Raw genomic sequence first — 18,537 nt, forward strand, 5'->3', positions numbered from 1 at the left:
GGCGCCGCTGTCACGGGGCAGGCCCAACCTGGCTTTTTTACCAGTAGCGCATGACGCTTGAATCAGATAAAGGACTCCATTACTACCGGACAACAAAGGAATGGACCCCTGAAATGTTATATCTATATAGCAATGATGAGATCACCACCACCCTGCAAGACAGCGGTGCATCTTCGATTCTGCGAGCTAACGTTCATGCTCTATTCTCTGCACATAAACAATCGGGCAACGAACGTACAGAATTGCTAGCGTGTGACGTGAAAGGCTCGACCTTGATGCTATTGACCATCAACAGCACGGCACCGGTAGTTTTCAATCCATGGGGATATTCTCATGCCGCTGGGGGCATGCTTGCGGGATTCAAGGGAGAGTACTGCGACCCTGTTACCTCATATTACTTATTAGGTAACGGCTATCGCGGCTACAACCCAATGCTGATGAGATTCGCAGGCCCTGATTCTGTGAGCCCATTCGGAGCTGGTGGTATCAACTGCTACGCCTACCTGGCGGGGACCCTGTAAATGCCTCTGATCCGACGGGGCATATGCGCGGCAAGGTTCTGCTGAGGGAGAACAACTTGGCGGTATTTACGTCCAGAAAACGATTCTGGCAAAAGAAAGCGCTCAATATCTATGCGCACGGAAAAAAATCCAAGGTCGCCGGAATGGATGCAGATGCACTCTACGAACACCTGTCCACCCAAAAAATCAGCTTTGAGCGCTACGAAAAAATACACATAATCGCTTGTCACTCTGGAGAACCTGGACCAGACGGGCAACTGTCGTTCGGCCAACGTTTTTCAGATATAACCCGAACAATCGTAAAAGCGTATAGCGGAACCGTCAGCACGATACCCAAGCCACAACAAGACAAACAATACACAAGAATCAAAATCTTGCGACAAAACATCTATAAAACCAAAGACTTCAATTACACCCCTGTCAGGTTTCAACCTATGGTTGAACAGGCCTCAGGCATTCGGAGTCGCACGTAATACACCTGCAAGGCGGCCCTTTCTGTCAGGGTAGGTATGGCCCCCCATGAGGACATCAAAGAGGCGAAGAACTGGACACAATGATGGCCAATTAGTAGCATCCGATCCAACTGAACATTACGGACAATCTCAGTCATGGATCGAACTACCGGGGTCATTCGACGCCCTATTCATCAGCCCATCCGACCCTTGATCACCTGGGAAGAAGCATGGAAAGGGCCCGACGAGGGCTTGATCCGGTGCTGGGAGATTGGCCGGGAGCGGGCCCTGACTCAGCCAGAACTTGCTCGCCACTGTGTCGACGGCGCACTCCCGGTGCTAGGTTGGAAAGGTGGACATGATCGCGCCTTGAAAAAACCGATGAAGTACGGTTCGCTCAAGTATCTGGCGCAATGGCAGGGCCTTCGCGGCGAAGATCTGTTCATCGATACACGAACAGAGCTCACCTTGACCTGCAATCACACCGGCATGCTGACCACCTTCACAGCGGACCAAGAAAAATACGCCAACGCTTTAATCCTGACGGAATAGAAACGAGGGACAGGGAATGGTCGATCTTCACCAGGAATTTCAGAACAGCCGCTTTTTTCACGAAGCGCGGATCACGCAGCGCTCGGTTGATGGGTTGATTGGAATCGCTGCGGGCCTGACTGCCGACAATCAGGTCAATCAACAAGAAGCCGAGTTCCTCAAAGGATGGATGGAGCAGCAACTCGTTCATCTTGAGGATCCGGTCATCAATTTGTTGTACCGGCGCCTGAGCGACATGCTCAAGGACAATATGCTGGATGCTGCTGAGTCGGCTGAGCTGCTTGAGCTATTGCAGCAGCTCACCGGCAAGCCGCGCTGCAGCGACAACCCATTCTCTTCACCCACGTCACTGCCACTCAATAGCCCCGAACCCAAACTGGAGTGGGCAGGCCGCATGTTCCTGTTTACCGGCACAATGGCTTACGGGCCTCGCAAAGCATGCGAAGCACTGGTAGTCGAACGTGGGGGTTCAATCGCCGCAGGGGTGAGCAAGAAGATCCACTATCTGGTCATTGGCAGTATTGGCAACGAGCAGTGGCTGCACAGCAGTTATGGCACGAAGATCAAGAAAGCAGTGGAAATCAGGGAAGCAGGTGCGAACATTGCGATCGTAAGCGAGGCGCATTGGCAGCGCGCGGCGTTTGGTTGATGACCATGATGGCGTTCACCGCTTCTGAGCAGATCGATAGACCTCGCTAAGCTCGCACTTGCCAACCGATACCATCACTACAACGATACGCTCGTCTTCGACGCGATAGACGAGGCCTTTGTGGGACATCGCCCAGCCCCTTTGACTGCGCAGTCGCGCAGAAAACTCAGCGCGCAAGCGGTCCGCGTGCCATGTGGGAGCGGGCCCTTGTGGGATTGGTAGTTGTGGCAAGAGAGTGACACGCCTCGAGCCAAGAGCACGCCCGAGAACTTGGATCCCATTCCGGGAAAAGGTATGCTGGCAATAGCTAAACGCCACTATCCAAGCAGGCTTCGTGCCTGCTCTCAAGGACGAGCCCTTTGCCCAGCCACCCGACCCGCCATACTATCGCCCGCCAGTGGCAACTGCTCAAGTTACTGCCCGGCCGCCACCCGGGAATGAGCTCCACCCAGTTGCAGGCTGCCCTGACAACCGTGGGCCATACCACCAGCAAACGCACCGTCGAGCGCGACCTGGTCGAGCTCGCCGCACTGTTCCCGCTACAGTGCAACAGTAAAGGCATGCCTTATGGCTGGTACTGGCAACCGGGCTTGAGCCTGGGCGAAGCGCAGCAGCTGCAACCCGACGCACTTGCGCCCCCGACACACGTTGTATTGTGTGCCTGGGTCGATGACGCACTGGCTCGCCGCCTGGAACAGTCACCCCTGTCCGACGATATGCAACTGACGCCGCAGGCTAGCGGCGGCGCCGCGCTGGTGGCCACCGTCAACGACAACCGCGCGCTGATGGGCTGGCTGCTGTCCCAGGCGGGGTCGATCCGCATCCAGGCCCCGCAGGCGCTGCGCGGGGCCATGATAGAACAATTGCGCCAGAGCCTGGCGCTGCATGATGGAGAGAGCTGTAAGGAATAGCGCAAACGGCGTCAGTAGGTTCCGGGAAACGCCACGGCATCGCCAAAACGCGACGCCGGAATGGCTCAGGTCGTTTTACCGCGGGTCACGACGTGCCAGGCAGGCATAGGCCAAGCCCAGTACGCTGGCTGCCAGAATGCCAAGCAGTATCATCAGCTCACGGCTGTAACGGGCTACCATGGCCGGAAAACCGATGACCTCGCGGTACACCTGCACATGGGCTTCACCGTCGGCGTGGCTGATACTGACCCCGCCATGGCGGATCTGCGAGTAGTCGGCATCGAAATACACCCACACCTTGCAGGTGCCACCTGGCTCGATGGCCGGGATATCAACCTGGGCGATGGCGGTTTCCAGCAGCGTGTCGTTGCCGGCAGCATCGCGCACCTGCACCAGGCCCTTGGCTGGCAGGCGGATTTTCACCTGCCGGACCTGTGCATCACCACTGTTGTGCAGTTCGATCAGCAGGCCGGTACGGTGGTCGACCAGCCCGGCCTCGAACGGTTTGGCGAACAGCTGGGCATAGGGTGCCTGGGCCATTTCGACCAGCCGCTCGACCTGGTCCTGGCTCAGCCCGCCTTGGCTGATGGTGTTGATACGCCCTTGCAACTGCTCGTACTTCAGCTGCTCGCTGGCCTTGCTGATTCGCTCACTGAACTGGCTGGGGTAAGTGAGGTACGCATAGGTCAGTGAAGCCTCAAGGCGTGGATTGCCCCTGAGCAACGCGTAGGCGGCCAACAGGACCATCAGGCCGATCAGCACGGCGACGAGAAGCTTCCCCACCTTGTCCCAGCTCAATGCATGCTTCCTTCTGTCGTGTTACAGACGATAAAAACCGCCCAAGGGTGCCAAGTTCGCGCCCCCCAAGCAAGCCTGGCTAGGCTTCGCCCTCGCCTTCGCGCGCCTGACGCATCTGCAGCAACTGGCCGTCGATCAGTGACTTGGCCATCCCTGCCAGGTAGTACGTGGCCTTCATCATCACCTGGCGGTCGTCTGGCCTGTCGATGGCCTTGCGGGTGATTTCGGTGATACAGCCCATGATGCCCGATGCCTCCATCAGTGCGGTGCGTATTGGCAGTTGCGGTTTCATTTGCACCAGTTCGGCATCGCTATTGCCAAAGCGGCTCGCTGCACGCACGACAGAGGGCTTGCTGCTGTTTTTCAGCGTTTCGCTGTCCATGTCCATTCCTCAAGGTTAGGCGCGTGCAGAGGCTAGGCCGCTGCCTACCTCATTACAATGACAAAGGCGTGGAAACGGTCACTTTAGGAAATGGACTACAAGAATCCTGCACAGGGAGCGCCGAGCCACCGCTCAGCCCCTTGACCCGCCCCCGGCAGTGGCGGACGATCAACTTCCCACACACAAGGACGAACACCATGCTGCGGATACTGGGAAGAGCCTCTTCCATCAATGTGCGAAAAGTCATGTGGGCCTGCGCCGAATTCGAGATCGCGTTCGAGCGCGAAGACTGGGGCTCCGGCTTCAAGGCCACTGACAGCGCCGAGTTTCTCGCGTTGAACCCCAACGCCATGATCCCGGTGATCCAGGACGGTGACTTCACCTTGTGGGAATCCAACAGCATCATCCGCTACCTGGCCAACCGCTACGGCGCCACCGCGTTCTATCCCGGCGAAGCCCAGGCGCGGGCCAGGATCGACCAGTGGATCGACTGGCAGGCCTCGGACCTGAACCGCTCATGGAGCTATGCGTTCATGTCGCTGGTCAGGCATTCGCCCGCTCACCAGGACCCGCAGGCCCTTGCTGCCGGTTGTGCCGAGTGGTCGCGTTACATGCACATCCTCGACCGCCAACTGGCCAGCACCGGTGCCTATGTGGCCGGCAGCCAGTTCACCCTGGCCGACATCCCTATCGGCCTGTCGGTCAACCGCTGGTTCGAAACGCCGTTCGAGCACCCGCACCTGCCCGCTGTGCGCGATTATTACGAGCGCCTGAGCGAGCGCCCTGCCTATCACTTGCATGGCCGAAACGGTACCCCGTAATACCCGCAAGGGGGTATCGAGGGGCGCAAAGCGCCCCAAGGTCCCGGCCTGTTACAGCGCAACCTGCCGCGCAGCTACCCCCCCTCGCCCCCGCCAGGCAAACAGCAGCACCAGCCCCAGCCCCAGCGCCGCCATCGCAGCCCCCGCCAGGGAAATCGCCGGGTAGCCCAGCCCCGCGTTGATCACCGCGCCGCCCAGCGCCGCACCGATCGCATTGCCCAGATTGAACGCGCCGATGTTGACTGCCGAGGCCAGGTTGGGCGCATCCTTGGCCGCTTCCATTACCCGCATTTGCAGCGGCGGCACCAGGGCAAAGCTGGCCGCCCCCCAGACCAGGATCGCCAGGGCGGTCGGCAGCGGCCAGTCCAGTACCAGCGGAAACACCAGCAGCACGGCAATCAGCCCAGCCAGTGACAGGATCAGGGTGCGATCGATCGAGCGGTCCGCCGCCTTGCCGCCCCACACGTTGCCCAAGGTCAGGCCGACACCGAACAGCACCAGCATGGCCGTCACGAAAGGGGTGGACGCCGCCGCTTCATGCTGCAGGATCGGCGCAATGTAGGTGAACACCGTGAACATGGCGCTGGAACCCACCACGGTCAGCAACAATGCCGCCAGAACCGGCCTGCGGCCCAGCACACGGATCTCGGCCATGGCACCCTCGCCCTTGGGCGACGCAACATTGGGCAGTGCGTACCAGAGGGTGGTCATCGCCACCAGGCCAAGCCCGGCAATACCCCAGAACGCCGTGCGCCAACCCAGCATTTCACCCAACCAGGTCGCCAACGGCACTCCGCCGATGGTGGCCAGGGTCAAACCCATGAACATTGCAGCCACGGCCCCGGCGCGCTTCGCCGGCGGCACCACACTGGCCGCGACGATCGAGCCGATGCCGAAGAAGGCGCCGTGGTTGAGTGAAGTGACCACGCGGGCCACCAGCAGGCTGGCGTAGTCGCTGGCCAGGGCCGACATCAGGTTGCCCAAGGTGAAAATGGCCATCAGCCCGATCAACAGGTAACGGCGCGGGATCTTCACCGTGGCCAGGGTCATCAGCGGCGCGCCGATCAGCACGCCGATGGCATAGGCGCTGACCAGCAGCCCGGCAGCAGGAATGGAAACGCCAAGGTCGGTAGCGATACTGGGCAACATCCCCATGGGGGCGAACTCTGTAACGCCGATGCCGAAGGCACCGATGGCGAGTGCGACAAGCGGTGGATTGATACGCATGGCAAGCTCCTTATCTATGCCGCAAATGCTACGATCCGTTTCAAACGCGCACTAGACTGCATTTTTGCGAACCACCTTTGCTTGAGAGGCACAAATGGACTTCAGTGGCAGATCCGGAGAGATGGAGGTTTTTGCCAAGGTGGCGCAAGAGGGCAGCCTGTCTGCTGCCGCCCGGGCGCTGGGCCTGACTCCCTCGGCGGTCAGCCGCATTCTCGCCCGCACCGAACAGCGCCTGGGTACCCGCCTGCTGCTGCGCACGACCCGGGCGCTCACCCTCACCCCCGAGGGAGAGGCCTACCTGCGCGGCGCACGGCGGGTGCTGGCGGACATGCTCGAAGTGGAAGAAGCCATCACTGACCAAGGCGTACCACGCGGGCGCTTGCGGGTCAGCGCTGCGCTGGGCCATGCCCGGTTGACCGTAGTGCCGCTGCTGGCGGCCTTCAGCGCACGCTACCCGCAAGTGCTGGTTGACCTGACCCTCAGTGACGAGGTGGCCGACATTCTCAGCGGCCAGGCCGACGTGGCGCTGCGCTTCGGTCACCTGCCGGACAGCTCGTTGAGCGCTCGCGCCATTGGCGAGACCGGCCAGGTAGTGGTGGCCTCGCCTGAATACCTGCAACGCTACGGTACCCCGCTTGCACCTGAAGACCTGGCCCGGCACAACTGCCTGCGCTTCAACTTCCGCCGCGCGATGCCCGACTGGCCGTTTCACCGCGACGGGCATACGTTCTCACTGAAGGTTAAAGGGAATATCGAATGCAGCAGTGGCGAGGCGCTGGCGCAGTTGGCCAGGCTGGGCGCCGGTGTGACGCGTATCGGCACCTTTACCGTGGCCGATGACCTGGCCAACGGGCAACTGGTGCCGTTGCTGGAGGCTTACAACCCTGGTGATCGGGAACCGATTCATGCGGTGTTCGTCGGCGGCCCGGCGATGCCGGCGCGGGTGCGGGTGTTTGTGGATTTTCTGGTGGAGCAGCTATCTGGCGGCCTGTAGGGCCGGCCTCGTGTCGCGACAGGGCCGCCCACGCGCGCCCTGATCAGTCTCATCACGCTTGCATGCCGGCCAGGATAAAGCCCATGAACCGCCGCACATCCGCCCGGTGTGCCGCCATGTCCAGCGGCTCGCGGCTGCAAAGGCGCAGCAACTGAAGGTGCCCGTAGTCGTTGATCAGGAACGCCGCATAGCCCACGTCCAGCCCAGCCGCCAGCCTGCCGCTGTCGCACAAGTCCTGTAGCAGGCACTTCAACTCGTTGACCAGCGCGTCATTGACCCGCCTGTAGGCATCCGGCACGCCCTGCTGCTCAGCCCCCAGCAACGGTAGCAACGGCGGCAATATCTCGCGCCAGAGCGGTGCAGGCAGCACCTCGAATGCGTAATCGGTCAAGTGCGCTTCGTAACAGCACAGGGCCTCCAGCGCATCGTCGAATTCCGGCAGGCGCCGCCGGGCTTCGGTCACCGCCCGGTGGTCGGCCTCGCGGAGCTTCTCCAGCAAAATCTCCTGCTTGCTGCCGAAGTAGGCAAACACCGTGGGCACCGACACTGCGGCCAGGCGCGCGATCTGCTCCATGGTGGTGGTCTGGTAACCCTGCGTTTCAAACAGGCCTAGCGCCGTTCGGCTGATGGTTTCACGACGCATCGCCTTCTGCTGCTCGCGCAATCCGCTCACGTTTACACCTTTTCGATCCGTACACGTCGGCGCCCAGCATAACGCAAAGCTATGCCGTATAAATATTTTATTGACTAAAGGTTTTAATCAACTCAAAACTAATGCTCTATTCTGACCCCGGGAGTTGCCATGTCCACCGCCGCAGACCTCGTTATCCACAATGCCCGCATCTACACGGTCGACCCGCACAGGCCCTGGGCCGAGGCGGTGGCCATCTGCGGCGAACGCATCGTTTGCGTGGGCGACCACGGCAGCGTCATGGCGTACGCCGGCCCTGCCACGCGGCTGCTGGATGCCGGCGGCAAACTGGTGCTGCCGGGCTTCGTCGAGTCTCACTGGCACTTTTCCTCTACCGCCTTTGCCTTTCAGGCGCTGGTCAACCACACAGACCCACAACAGGTGCTGGCCCTGCTCAAGGCCTACGTCGAGGCCAACCCCTCTGAAAAAGCCATTACCGGCATGGGCTGGATCCAGCCGTTGATGCCTGGGCACATGTTGCGCCGCGAAGTACTGGATGCCATCTGTCCGGACAAGCCCGTGTGCCTGCTGTCCACCGACTATCACACCATGTGGGTCAACAGCTTCGCCCTGAACGCTGCCGGCATCGACCGCAACACCCCGGCGGTAGAAGAAGGCGCCAGCTGGTTCGAAAAGGACCCGATCACCGGCGAGCCCACAGGCGTGATCATTGACTGCGCCGCCTATTCGCTACTGATGCAACGCCTGAGCGAAGCCGGCTACCTGCCGACAGGCATCGACCTGTACCTGCGCTCGATCCCCTTCTGGCAGGAGAAACTGGTGGCGGCCGGGATTACCACAGTATTCGATGCCGGTTTCCTCGACCCCGCCGGCGACCAGTCGCTGCTGTATGAAACCCTTCAGCAACTGGAGCGTGAAGAGCGCCTGAAACTGCGGGTGGTCGGCAGCTACATCAACATGGGCACCGAGGACGACCCGGTCACTCGGCTGCAAGCCCTGCGCGAACGCTACGACTCGCCGCTGGTCAAGGCGCAGACCCTCAAGCTGATGCTGGACGGGACCGAGCTGAACCACACCGCATTCCTGCTCGAGCCCTATTGCGACAAGCCACATAGCTGCGGTTCGACGACGATGCCCGAGGAAGTGTTCGAGGGCCATGTGCGCAAGGCCGACGCCCTCGGTATCGACGTGATGGTGCATGCAGTGGGCGATGCCGCCGTGCGCATGGCGCTGGACGTGTTCGAGCGCACGTTCTCCAGCAACCCGCCCCGCGACCGTCGCCACGTCATCACTCACGCCTTCCTCACCCACCCCGACGACATCCCGCGCTTTCGCCGCATCGGCGTCATGGCCAACACCCAGTTGCAGTGGGGCGTGGTCGACGCCTACGCCGAGGCCATCCAGCAGGCCTATGGCTACCCACGCTGGGCGTCGATGTACAAATTCCGCAGCTTCATCGACCAGGGTGTGACCGTGTCCATCGGCATGGACGGCCTGGTCTGCCAATGCCGATGCCAGCACAAGCCGGTGGAACACATCGAATCGGGCCACACCCGCCAGCTCAGTGGCGAACCCGACGCCCCTGTGATGCCCGATGCCGACGAGCGCCTGAGTATCCCGCAACTGATTGCCGCCTATACGCTCAACGGTGCCTACCAACTGGGCCTGGAACGTGAAATCGGCTCGATCACCGTTGGCAAGCGTGCCGACATCATCGTGCTGGAGCAGGACCTGTTCGAACTGGACCGCTACCAGATCGGCAATACCGAAGTAGCGCTGACCGTGATGAACGGCCGTATCACCCACGATGCAGGTACCCTGCCCCGCGCCTGACCCCGGACCCGACCATGCACAACAATAACAACACCCTGCTTCTGCGTGCTGCGCTGATCTACATCGCCGCCACGGCGCTGATCATCATTGGCGTACAACCCATCTTCATCGGCCTGCTGGCCGAGCGGTTGCATCTGGACCTGAGCCAACAGGGCTGGGTACTTTCCAGTGAAATGAGCGGAACACTGCTCGGTTGCCTGCTGCTGTCGATACCCAGGCGTCACCCGGGTGGCCGTGGGCTGTACCTGGCGGCAGCCTTTGCAGCGCTGATGTTGAACGTCCTCAGCGCTGCGCTGGACACTTTGACGACGTTGATTCTGTGCCGTTTTGCCTGTGGTATCGCTGCGGGTCTGCTGTATGCCGGGTCGATCAGCGGGCTCGGCCGGCTGCCGGGCCAGGATCGCTCGTACGGCCTGTCGCTGCTGATTCAAACCGCTGTCTTTGCCCTGTACGCGACGTGCCTGCCACAACTGGCAGAGCAGTTCGGTCACCGCACGGCGATTGCATCACTGGGTTTCTGGTTCGTGCTGATCGCTGTGGCTGCGTTGTTCATTCCGGTACGGCTGCAGCATGCAACGCCAGTGCGCCTGGCACAACCAAGCGGCGGCTCGGCGATTATCGGGCACTACGCCCTGCTGGGGATGCTGTTCCTGCAGCTGGCCATCTATTCGTTGTGGGGGTTTGTCGAACAGTTGGCGCGCGAACGTGGCATCGACGCAGTGGATGTGGGCTGGGCGTTCGGGCTGGGAATACTGGGTGGCTTGCCTGGCGGCGCCCTGCCCAGCCTGCTGGGCGCACGGGTGAGCCGTGGCCCGATGATCGGCCTGGGCTCGCTGGTAGTACTGGTGTCAATCACCCTGCTGGCGCGCTATACGCATGATGCCGATCAGCTGTGCATGGCTCTGTTTCTGATGAACTTCGGCTGGGTGCTGGCGCTAACCTACTACATGGGGGCAATTGCCACCAATGATCCACGCGGCACGTTGACGCCCTGGGTCAGTGCGCTGCAACTGGGGGCCGCGGCGGCAGCGCCGGCGTTAGTGGCCTTGCAGCAACAGAGTGCCGGGCGGGAAATGATCTTTGCCAGTGCAGGGGCGGCGGTGGTGTTGGGGTATGTGCTGAAGTGCGTGGCCGGCGTGGTTCATCGGCGGGCAGTTCGCGAGCATGGTCGAAGGAGCGCATGAGCCGGTAGATACGCGCAACGACTACATCTTGACCTTTAGCTATTCATGCCGGCTCGGCGTCACCTTCAGGTCGCACTATCGCAGCAGGTGCAGCCCCAGCGTAAAGACCGCCACGGCCAAGGCGACCAACGACACGGCATGACGTTCCAGATACGCTGGCCAACCGGGCGCTGACTGCGACGCGCATCCACATTGGTGCTTGGCCAGGCCGGTCAACCGTGCCTCCACACTGTCCATGCGGTCTGCCTGGGCGCTGGTTGCCAGTACGAGCTTCTTCAGCGCCGTGGTCACCGTGATGGACAGCCCCTCCCGAACCTGGTTGCTGGCGGCCAGTTGCTGCTGGTACTGCTCAAGGCTCTTGTGGATCGCCCCTTCCTTCTGCACACGGGCCAGGGTGCTTGCCACCAGCTTTTTGTTCAGCGCCTCGATACTGGCCTGCAGTGCTTCGTGTTCGGTGGCCCGCAGGGTCGAAGCGTCCGCCTCAAGGTGGGGCTCGTGCATCCTGTTCCCATTCGCCTCGGCAAGCGGAGCCAGGGTGCCGTGTTCATGTAGCTGGTTCATCAATCACTATCCGGATACTGCGGTAAGGGGCGGGAAGCTATCAAAATGACATCATCTAATCCACTGATGAGTCGTGCAATTGACGGCTTTCGTCAGAGCGTGCGCGTACACTTGCCTTCAAGCCACTCGCAGGAGCCGCTTCATGCCCTACCCCATTGAAGAAAAACTGGTCATCGGCGTTGCCTCGAGTGCGCTGTTCGACCTCTCCGTCTCCGATGACATCTACCAGACACAAGGTGTCGAGGCGTACCGCCAACACCAGGAACAGAACCTGGACGAGCCGTTTCCCAGGGGGGTGGCGCTGCCGTTCATTCGCCGCTTCCTGAGCATCAACAAGGCGTTCCCCGACCAGTTGCCGGTGGAAGTGGTGCTGCTCTCCCGCAACTCGCCGGAAACCGGCCTGCGGGTGTTCCGCTCCATCAGCCACTATCAGCTGGACATCACCCGTGCGGCATTCATGTCAGGCCGCTCGCCCTACGAGTACATCCCGGCGTTCAATGCTTCGCTGTTCCTCAGTGCCAACGAGGAAGATGTACAAAAGGCCATCGACGCCAACTACCCTGCCGGGCGTGTGCTGCCTACGCGCATCTACGATGATGAAATCGACACCGAGCTGCGGGTGGCCTTCGACTTCGATGGCGTGATTGCCGACGACGAGGCAGAGAGTGTGTACAAGCGCAACGACAACCTGGACGACTTTCAGGAACACGAGCGCATGCACAAGGGCACCCCGCATTCGCCGGGGCCCTTGGCAGACCTTTACCGCAAGCTCTCGCGGATACGCATGCTGGAGGACCACAAGCTGGCCGAAGACCCGACGTACCAGCGGATCCTGCGTATTGCCATCGTCACGGCGCGCAACGCGCCCTCGCATGAGCGGGTAGTGACGACCTTGAAGGACTGGGGCGTTTCGCCGGATGAGTGCTTTTTTCTAGGCGGTATGGATAAGCCCAGGGTGTTGTCGATCTTGAAACCGCATGTGTTTTTCGACGACCAGCGCACGCACTTGCAATCGCCAGCGGGGAACCTGCCGATGGTGCATGTACCGTTTGGGGTGGCGAACAGAGTGCGCTCGCCTCAGGCACCAGACCTGGAGCGGGAACAACTGCCAACCTGCGCATTACCATGCACGCCATAAAGCGCCTCGCCGGCGAGCGGGTGCTGCAGTCTGCGGGCTCGCTGTTCAGCTTGCCCAACAAGACTGACGAATGATGCTGCAGAAATTCCCCGGCCGAAAGGCCGGCTCTTTGTCCGCGATGACATCCGCCTTCACATTACCAAAGGTGGTCTGCGGCTTATGCCGGATCCCCTCGTAAAACGCCTGGATGATGGCCTCCTTGAAATCCCTCCCACGCGGGTGAGCTTGCACCACCGCATCCCGTGCGGCATTACCCAGCCCCTCGTGATGCAGCCCCAGCACATCGGTCTCTACCCCCGCCGTTACCAGGGCTATCAGGGGGTGCATGTGCTCTGGAATTCCCGGCGTGGTATGCAGCGCGATCGCTGTCCACACGCGTTCGACATCGCGCTCGTCCACGCCACGACACTGTAGGAAATCACGCGCTGCGTTGGCGCCATCAACCTCGAAGCGGCAGCATTCGCTACTGTGCTCATGGGTCAACCCCATGTCATGGAACATACAACCCGCGTAAAGCAGTTCGCTGTCATAACGCAGCCCTAACCGCTGCCCGGCAAGGGCAGCAAAATAGAAAACCCGGCTGGAATGGTGGAAGAGCAGTGGTGAAGCCGTGTCGCGCACAAGTTCTGTGATTTCCCGGGCCATGGCGCTGTCAGGCACCTGGATACCGGCGATGGATGAGGACATGGTCGCTCCTTGGGTGGGTTGATGACGCGCTCAGTTTGCGGCTGCGCGCCAATGTCCTCAATTGACTTGTAACGCCATATACTGCCAATGTCGATGAATAACGGACTTGCTGTAAACTGCCTGGAGCCATCATGCCCCCTCCTCCCATGACCGTCGCCATTCTGGCCATGCCCGGCGTACAACTGCTGGATGCCAGCGGCCCGCTCGATGTTTTCGCCGAGGCTAACCGCCAAGCCGGTCGTGTCGCCTATCGCCTGCTGCTGCTGGCTTGCGAGCCAGGGCCGCTGGTCAGCTCTTCCGGCACCCGACTGGTCGCTGACGGCTGGATCGGGGAAGCGCTGGGAGCCATCGACACCTTGCTGGTTGCCGGCACGCCACATGCCGCTGACCAGTACCTGCGCCCGGGCATTCTTGATTGGCTACGCCTGCGCGCTGATACTTGCCGCCGCTACGGTTCGGTGTGCACCGGGGCATTTGCCCTGGCAGCTGCAGGGTTGCTGGATGATCGCCGCGCGACCACCCACTGGTCCGTGGTGCAAACGCTGGCCGAGCGTTATCCCCGGGTGCAAGTGGACGCCGATGCCATTCAGGTGCACGACGGCAAACTGCGTACTGCCGCCGGGGTGACGGCTGGCCTGGATCTGGCCCTGTCCCTTGTGGAAGAGGACCTTGGGGGTAACGTTGCCAAACAGGTAGCGGGACAGCTGGTGATGTACTTCAAACGGCCTGGCGGGCAACTGCAGTTCAGCCGCCAAGGCGGCACGTCACCTGTCGGACGCTCGGCGCTACAAGAATTGCAGCGGTACGTGGCCGCCAACCCGGCACTGGACCATGGGATTGCCGCCCTGGCTGCAAGGGTTGGGCTCAGCCCCAGGCATTTTGCACGGGTATTTCAACACGATGTAGGCATGACACCGGCAGCCTGGGTGGAGTTGGCACGTGTGAGTGCCGCACGGGCGCGACTGGAAACTGGGCGGGAGGCGCCAAAGCAAGTGGCCGCGCTGTGTGGGTTTGCCAATGCCGACACGTTGCGGCGAACGTTTGTGAAGCATGTGGGGGTGACGCCGGCTGAGTATCGCAAGCGGTTTGGGCGGCCAAGGTGAGTGCTGTCGCGCCAGAGCGACACCCTTGACCCACGCACGCTCGCCGCCGCATGCTCGAGCGCTTCCACCCACGCTCAAGGAACGATTGCATGAAGCTGGAAACGCTTGCCATCCATGCGGGCTTCAGCCCCGACCCGACCACCAAGGCGGTGGCCGTACCGATCTACCAGACCACCTCCTTCGCCTTCGATGACACCCAGCACGGCGCCGACCTGTTTGACCTGAAGGTTGCCGGCAACATCTACTCACGCATCATGAACCCCACCAACGACGTGCTCGAGCAGCGCATGGCCGCCCTGGAAGGCGGGGTTGGCGCGCTGGCCGTAGCCTCGGGCATGGCGGCTATCACCTACGCCATCCAGACCGTCGCCGAAGCCGGCGACAATATCGTCTCGGTGGCCAAGCTGTACGGTGGCACCTACAACCTGCTGGCGCACACCCTGCCACGCATGGGTATCCACACCCGCTTCGCGGCCCATGACGATATCGCCGCCCTCGAAGCGCTGATCGACGCGCGTACCAAAGCGGTATTCTGCGAGTCCATCGGCAACCCCGCCGGCAATATCGTCGATATCGCCGCGCTGGCCGAGGCCGCCCACCGCCACGGGGTGCCGCTGATCGTCGACAACACCGTGGCCACCCCGGTGCTGTGCCGGCCGTTCGAGCACGGCGCCGACATCGTCGTGCACTCGCTGACCAAGTACATCGGCGGCCACGGCACCAGCATCGGCGGCATCGTCATCGACTCCGGCAAATTCCCCTGGGCCGAGAACAAGGAACGCTTCGCCCTGCTCAACACCCCCGACCCGTCCTACCACGGCGTCACCTACACCGAAGCTTTCGGGCCTGCCGCCTTCATCGGCCGCTGCCGTGTGGTGCCCTTGCGCAACACCGGCGCCGCGCTGTCGCCGTTCAACGCCTTCCTGATCCTGCAAGGCCTGGAAACCCTGGCCCTGCGCATGGAGCGCCATACCGAGAACGCGCTGAAGGTCGCCCATTACCTGCAAGCCCACGAGCAGGTGGCCTGGGTGAAGTTCGCCGGGCTGCCCGACCACCCCGAACATGAACTGGCCCAGCGCTACACCGGCGGCAAGCCGGCGTCGATCCTGTCGTTCGGTATCAAGGGTGGCCAGGCGGCTGGCGCGCGCTTCATCGACGCGTTGCAGCTGGTGGTACGCCTGGTGAACATCGGCGACGCCAAGTCACTGGCCTGCCATCCCGCTTCCACTACCCATCGTCAGCTCAACGACGAGGAACTGGAGAAGGCCGGCGTGCCACGGGACATGGTGCGCCTGTCAATCGGCATCGAACACAGTGACGACATCATCGCCGACCTGGCCCAGGCCTTGGAGGCCAGCCGCGGCTGATTCACCCGCGCCCGACCCAATGTCGAAGGCGGGCGCACCTTCATCAAGCCTGGATGCACCCGCAATGACCCTGTTTTACCTGAAACTCACCATCACCCCCCTGCTGATGTGGGCCATCTCCCTCGCCTCCCGGCGCTGGGGCGGCCTGCTAGGCGGTTTGCTGTCCGGCCTGCCGATCACCTCGGCGCTGGTGATGACCTTCCTGTGCCTGGAACAGGGCACGGCCTTCGCCCTGGGCGCACTGCCCGGCGCACTGGGCGGCCTGGCGGCGGTGCAGGCCACCTACACCGTCTACCTGCTGGCCACGCGCACACTCGGCATCGCCGTGGCCGTACTGCTGGCGTTGCTGTTCTATGGCCTGGCGGCCTATGCCTTTACCCACTGGGGCAGCCTGTACCTGTCGATTGCAGTGGCGTTGGTGCTGATCGGCGTGCTGATCCGCGCCAGCGGCCGCGAGCCCAAACCTGATACCTTGGCCCGCCCCCGGCACCGGCACTGGGAAATCCCGTTGCGCATGGTATCTGCCACTTCCCTGCTGATGATCACCACCAGCCTGGCCAGTTGGCTGGGCCCGGCGACCAGCGGGATGCTGGCGCCGATTCCGGTGATTGCGTGGCCACTGGTGGTGTTCGCCCATGTGCAGGGCGGGCGAGCCGGGATGGCGGCGATGGTGCGGGGCAATGCGATCGGCGCAGTGGGGGTGATTGCGTTCTATCTGGTATTGGCGGGGCTGCTGGAAACGTGGGGCGTTGGCGTGACCATCGGGCTGGCCATGCTGTGCGCTGTGGTGCTGACCATTGGACTGGCCGCCGTGTTGCGACGGCGTTGATAGACCATTGGGCTGCTGCGCAGCCCATCGCAGGCACGCCAGCGCCTGCAGGGACCGGGCGGACTGCTCGCACCCGGGCCTTAGTCGAACGCCCCGTTCAACACCTCATAGATGATACCGGTCGCCACGGCGACCAGTATCAGGTCTGCGCCTGCCTGCATCCATTCATACCCGTCATAGTGAGGCAACTGCCCCAACAGACGGCCATCCAGTTTCTTGGCGATACCGGGCGGCAGAGGCTTGCCGCGGGCCAGGTTCTTCTGAATGCCGGGAGGCAATGCCGGGCCCGGACTCCAGTAGTTGCGATGGCCACCGAGGATGCCCAGTACATCGCCACGGTCGATGGACGGGCCGCCGTGCCAGTTATTGCCGCCGGCGCTCTGCTTGTGGCCGCCCGGATTGCCCTGGCCCTGGGCATGCTGAGCCTGGCCCTTGCCGTGCCCCTGACCTTGGCCCTGGCCTTTGCCGTTACCCGGGTCGGCGAGCGCCGGGCCAGAGGCCAAGGCCACCGCCAATGAGGTGACAACGGCTGTCATGATTGTTGATCTGGCCATGTGAGCATCCTTTGCGCGAGAGGTTGCCTCACACTATAGACGGTGCGCACGCCTGCTTCACTTGCAACAGCCTCAGCAGAGAGGCTGACAAGGCAGGCACGCTCGGCCACAATCGGTCGCCTGGTCCACGCTGGGAAGCACTGCATGCTCACTACCCTCGCCATCGGCAACTACCGCTCGATCAACCACCTGGTCCTGCCGCTGGGCCAACTCAACCTGGTGACCGGCGCCAATGGCAGCGGCAAATCCAACCTGTACAAGGCACTGCGCCTGCTGGCCGAAACCGCACAGGGCGGTGTGGTCGAAGCCCTCGCCCGTGAAGGCGGGCTGGATTCGACCTGGTGGGCCGGCCCGGAAACCAGCGCACGAATGCGGCGCGGCGAAGTGCCCATCCAAGGCCAGCATCCGAGCGAAGCCAGGCGCCTGCGCCTGGGCTTTGCCACCGAGGACTTCGGGTTTGCCATCACCCTCGGCCTGCCAATTCCCCTGCCGTATCCGACCGCGTTCATGCTCGACCCCGAAATAAAGTGCGAGGCCATCTGGGGCGCTGGCGCCTATCGGCCCTCTTCCTTGCTGGTCGAGCGCAAGAACGCCCTGGTGCGGGCCCGCGAGGGCAACAGCTGGGCGGTGCTCGATCAGCATGCTGACAGCGGCGAGAGCTTCTTCAACATCGTCGGCCGGCCCCGCCAGGCACCGGAAATCGGTGACCTGCGCGCATTCATCAATAGCTGGCGGTTTTATGATCACTTCCGGATTGACCGTGATGCGCCTTGCCGTCAACCCCAACTGGGCACTCGCTCGCCGGTGCTGCATCACGACGGGCGCAACCTGGCCTCGGCGTTGCAGACCATTATCGAAATTGGCGATGTGGAGGATCTGGTGGAGGCGCTGAATGACGCGTTTCCCGGCAGCCGTCTGGAGATCAATGCGCCACCTGGCGGGCTGTTCAGTGTAAGGCTGCACCAGCACGGGCTTTTGCGCCCGCTCGAGGGTGCTGAATTGTCGGATGGCACCCTGCGCTATCTTCTGCTGATGGCCGCCCTGCTCACACCACGGCCGCCATCGCTGATGGTCTTGAACGAACCGGAAACCAGTCTGCACGCGGACCTGCTCCCGGCCTTGGCGCGGCTGATCATTCGTGCATCACGCCGTAGCCAGGTTTGGGTGGTATCGCACAGTGCGCCATTAATCAACGCGCTGGCAGCCTGTGACGGGTGCAATGTGCTAGAGCTGGAAAAAATACAAGGGCAAACCCAGCTGCGGGGGGTTGGGTTGCTGGATGAGCCGCTGTGGCGCTGGGCTGACTGAATTCAAGTGACGGT

At 62.1% G+C, this 18,537-nt stretch carries 21 protein-coding genes; 14 read left to right on the forward strand and 7 right to left on the reverse strand.

Features of this window, described 5'->3' with window-relative positions:
* Positions 1 to 50 precede the first annotated feature (50 nt).
* The 5 genes from ACF8RA_RS19130 to ACF8RA_RS19150 all read left to right on the forward strand — a co-directional run bounded on the left by ACF8RA_RS19130 (position 51) and on the right by ACF8RA_RS19150 (position 3,085).
* Positions 51 to 521 (forward strand): RHS repeat-associated core domain-containing protein, encoded by a 471-nt coding sequence (locus ACF8RA_RS19130; protein ID WP_256122371.1) that lies wholly within the window; start codon positions 51 to 53, stop codon positions 519 to 521.
* A gap of 23 nt (positions 522 to 544) precedes the next feature.
* The gene (locus tag ACF8RA_RS19135) at positions 545 to 994 is read left to right on the forward strand and encodes a hypothetical protein (RefSeq protein WP_392514368.1); all 450 of its coding nucleotides are present in this window, start codon (positions 545 to 547) and stop codon (positions 992 to 994) included.
* Positions 995 to 1,129: 135 nt separating this feature from the next.
* Positions 1,130 to 1,525 carry a hypothetical protein gene (locus tag ACF8RA_RS19140; RefSeq protein WP_176684678.1) on the forward strand — a complete coding sequence of 132 codons (396 nt, stop codon included), beginning with the start codon at positions 1,130 to 1,132 and terminating at the stop codon, positions 1,523 to 1,525.
* Between the two features lie 16 nt (positions 1,526 to 1,541).
* On the forward strand, positions 1,542 to 2,174 hold the full coding sequence (locus tag ACF8RA_RS19145) for a BRCT domain-containing protein (protein WP_176684679.1): 633 nt from the start codon (positions 1,542 to 1,544) through the stop codon (positions 2,172 to 2,174).
* A gap of 359 nt (positions 2,175 to 2,533) precedes the next feature.
* Complete coding sequence (locus ACF8RA_RS19150) at positions 2,534 to 3,085, forward strand: WYL domain-containing protein (protein ID WP_176684680.1); 552 nt, start codon at positions 2,534 to 2,536, stop codon at positions 3,083 to 3,085.
* A 75-nt stretch (positions 3,086 to 3,160) separates the two neighbouring features.
* On the opposite strand, the gene ACF8RA_RS19155 is transcribed toward ACF8RA_RS19150, so the two are convergent.
* Together ACF8RA_RS19155 and ACF8RA_RS19160 are read right to left on the reverse strand one after the other, a co-directional pair.
* On the reverse strand, positions 3,161 to 3,883 hold the full coding sequence (locus ACF8RA_RS19155) for a hypothetical protein (protein WP_176684681.1): 723 nt from the start codon (positions 3,881 to 3,883) through the stop codon (positions 3,161 to 3,163).
* A 79-nt stretch (positions 3,884 to 3,962) separates the two neighbouring features.
* Positions 3,963 to 4,265: a DUF3077 domain-containing protein gene (locus tag ACF8RA_RS19160; RefSeq protein WP_392519438.1), complete on the reverse strand. Its 303-nt coding sequence runs from the start codon at positions 4,263 to 4,265 to the stop codon at positions 3,963 to 3,965.
* A gap of 197 nt (positions 4,266 to 4,462) precedes the next feature.
* Here ACF8RA_RS19160 and ACF8RA_RS19165 point away from each other — a divergent pair, with 197 nt between their 5' ends.
* Positions 4,463 to 5,086 carry a glutathione S-transferase family protein gene (locus tag ACF8RA_RS19165; RefSeq protein ID WP_176684683.1) on the forward strand — a complete coding sequence of 208 codons (624 nt, stop codon included), beginning with the start codon at positions 4,463 to 4,465 and terminating at the stop codon, positions 5,084 to 5,086.
* 51 nt (positions 5,087 to 5,137) lie between these two features.
* On the opposite strand, the gene ACF8RA_RS19170 is transcribed toward ACF8RA_RS19165, so the two are convergent.
* The gene (locus ACF8RA_RS19170) at positions 5,138 to 6,313 is read right to left on the reverse strand and encodes an MFS transporter (RefSeq protein WP_392462235.1); all 1,176 of its coding nucleotides are present in this window, start codon (positions 6,311 to 6,313) and stop codon (positions 5,138 to 5,140) included.
* Positions 6,314 to 6,407: 94 nt separating this feature from the next.
* On the opposite strand from ACF8RA_RS19170, the gene ACF8RA_RS19175 reads away from it, so the two are divergent.
* Positions 6,408 to 7,307: a LysR family transcriptional regulator gene (locus ACF8RA_RS19175; RefSeq protein ID WP_392462237.1), complete on the forward strand. Its 900-nt coding sequence runs from the start codon at positions 6,408 to 6,410 to the stop codon at positions 7,305 to 7,307.
* 52 nt (positions 7,308 to 7,359) lie between these two features.
* Here ACF8RA_RS19175 and ACF8RA_RS19180 read toward each other — a convergent pair whose 3' ends face one another.
* The gene (locus ACF8RA_RS19180) at positions 7,360 to 7,980 is read right to left on the reverse strand and encodes a TetR/AcrR family transcriptional regulator (protein ID WP_019438822.1); all 621 of its coding nucleotides are present in this window, start codon (positions 7,978 to 7,980) and stop codon (positions 7,360 to 7,362) included.
* 129 nt (positions 7,981 to 8,109) lie between these two features.
* Here ACF8RA_RS19180 and ACF8RA_RS19185 point away from each other — a divergent pair, with 129 nt between their 5' ends.
* Together ACF8RA_RS19185 and ACF8RA_RS19190 are read left to right on the forward strand one after the other, a co-directional pair.
* The gene (locus tag ACF8RA_RS19185) at positions 8,110 to 9,792 is read left to right on the forward strand and encodes an amidohydrolase (RefSeq protein WP_392462239.1); all 1,683 of its coding nucleotides are present in this window, start codon (positions 8,110 to 8,112) and stop codon (positions 9,790 to 9,792) included.
* Between the two features lie 14 nt (positions 9,793 to 9,806).
* A complete protein-coding gene (locus ACF8RA_RS19190) occupies positions 9,807 to 10,976 on the forward strand; it encodes an MFS transporter (protein WP_392462240.1) in 1,170 nt (389 codons plus the stop codon).
* 75 nt (positions 10,977 to 11,051) lie between these two features.
* Here the strand turns inward: ACF8RA_RS19190 and ACF8RA_RS19195 are convergent, their stop codons facing one another.
* Positions 11,052 to 11,537 carry a hypothetical protein gene (locus tag ACF8RA_RS19195; protein WP_392462242.1) on the reverse strand — a complete coding sequence of 162 codons (486 nt, stop codon included), beginning with the start codon at positions 11,535 to 11,537 and terminating at the stop codon, positions 11,052 to 11,054.
* 142 nt (positions 11,538 to 11,679) lie between these two features.
* Between ACF8RA_RS19195 and ACF8RA_RS19200 the strand changes: the two genes are divergently transcribed.
* The gene (locus ACF8RA_RS19200; protein WP_392462244.1) at positions 11,680 to 12,675 is read left to right on the forward strand and encodes a 5'-nucleotidase; all 996 of its coding nucleotides are present in this window, start codon (positions 11,680 to 11,682) and stop codon (positions 12,673 to 12,675) included.
* 45 nt (positions 12,676 to 12,720) lie between these two features.
* Here the strand turns inward: ACF8RA_RS19200 and ACF8RA_RS19205 are convergent, their stop codons facing one another.
* A complete protein-coding gene (locus ACF8RA_RS19205; protein WP_392487582.1) occupies positions 12,721 to 13,362 on the reverse strand; it encodes an HD domain-containing protein in 642 nt (213 codons plus the stop codon).
* A gap of 131 nt (positions 13,363 to 13,493) precedes the next feature.
* Here ACF8RA_RS19205 and ACF8RA_RS19210 point away from each other — a divergent pair, with 131 nt between their 5' ends.
* The 3 genes from ACF8RA_RS19210 (at position 13,494) to ACF8RA_RS19220 (ending at position 16,661) form a co-directional block, all read left to right on the forward strand.
* The gene (locus ACF8RA_RS19210) at positions 13,494 to 14,465 is read left to right on the forward strand and encodes a GlxA family transcriptional regulator (RefSeq protein ID WP_392487583.1); all 972 of its coding nucleotides are present in this window, start codon (positions 13,494 to 13,496) and stop codon (positions 14,463 to 14,465) included.
* A gap of 89 nt (positions 14,466 to 14,554) precedes the next feature.
* Positions 14,555 to 15,832: a bifunctional O-acetylhomoserine aminocarboxypropyltransferase/cysteine synthase gene (locus ACF8RA_RS19215; protein ID WP_004575388.1), complete on the forward strand. Its 1,278-nt coding sequence runs from the start codon at positions 14,555 to 14,557 to the stop codon at positions 15,830 to 15,832.
* A 64-nt stretch (positions 15,833 to 15,896) separates the two neighbouring features.
* A complete protein-coding gene (locus ACF8RA_RS19220) occupies positions 15,897 to 16,661 on the forward strand; it encodes a hypothetical protein (RefSeq protein WP_103444599.1) in 765 nt (254 codons plus the stop codon).
* A gap of 80 nt (positions 16,662 to 16,741) precedes the next feature.
* On the opposite strand, the gene ACF8RA_RS19225 is transcribed toward ACF8RA_RS19220, so the two are convergent.
* Positions 16,742 to 17,215, reverse strand: a complete 474-nt coding sequence (locus tag ACF8RA_RS19225; protein ID WP_176684692.1) for an anti-virulence regulator CigR family protein — start codon at positions 17,213 to 17,215, stop codon at positions 16,742 to 16,744.
* Positions 17,216 to 17,359: 144 nt separating this feature from the next.
* Between ACF8RA_RS19225 and ACF8RA_RS19230 the strand changes: the two genes are divergently transcribed.
* Positions 17,360 to 18,523 carry an AAA family ATPase gene (locus ACF8RA_RS19230; protein WP_176684693.1) on the forward strand — a complete coding sequence of 388 codons (1,164 nt, stop codon included), beginning with the start codon at positions 17,360 to 17,362 and terminating at the stop codon, positions 18,521 to 18,523.
* Positions 18,524 to 18,537 lie beyond the last annotated feature (14 nt).

This window comes from Pseudomonas sp. FYR_5 (assembly GCF_043106315.1).
Taxonomy (GTDB): Bacteria; Pseudomonadota; Gammaproteobacteria; order Pseudomonadales; family Pseudomonadaceae; genus Aquipseudomonas; species Aquipseudomonas putida_Y.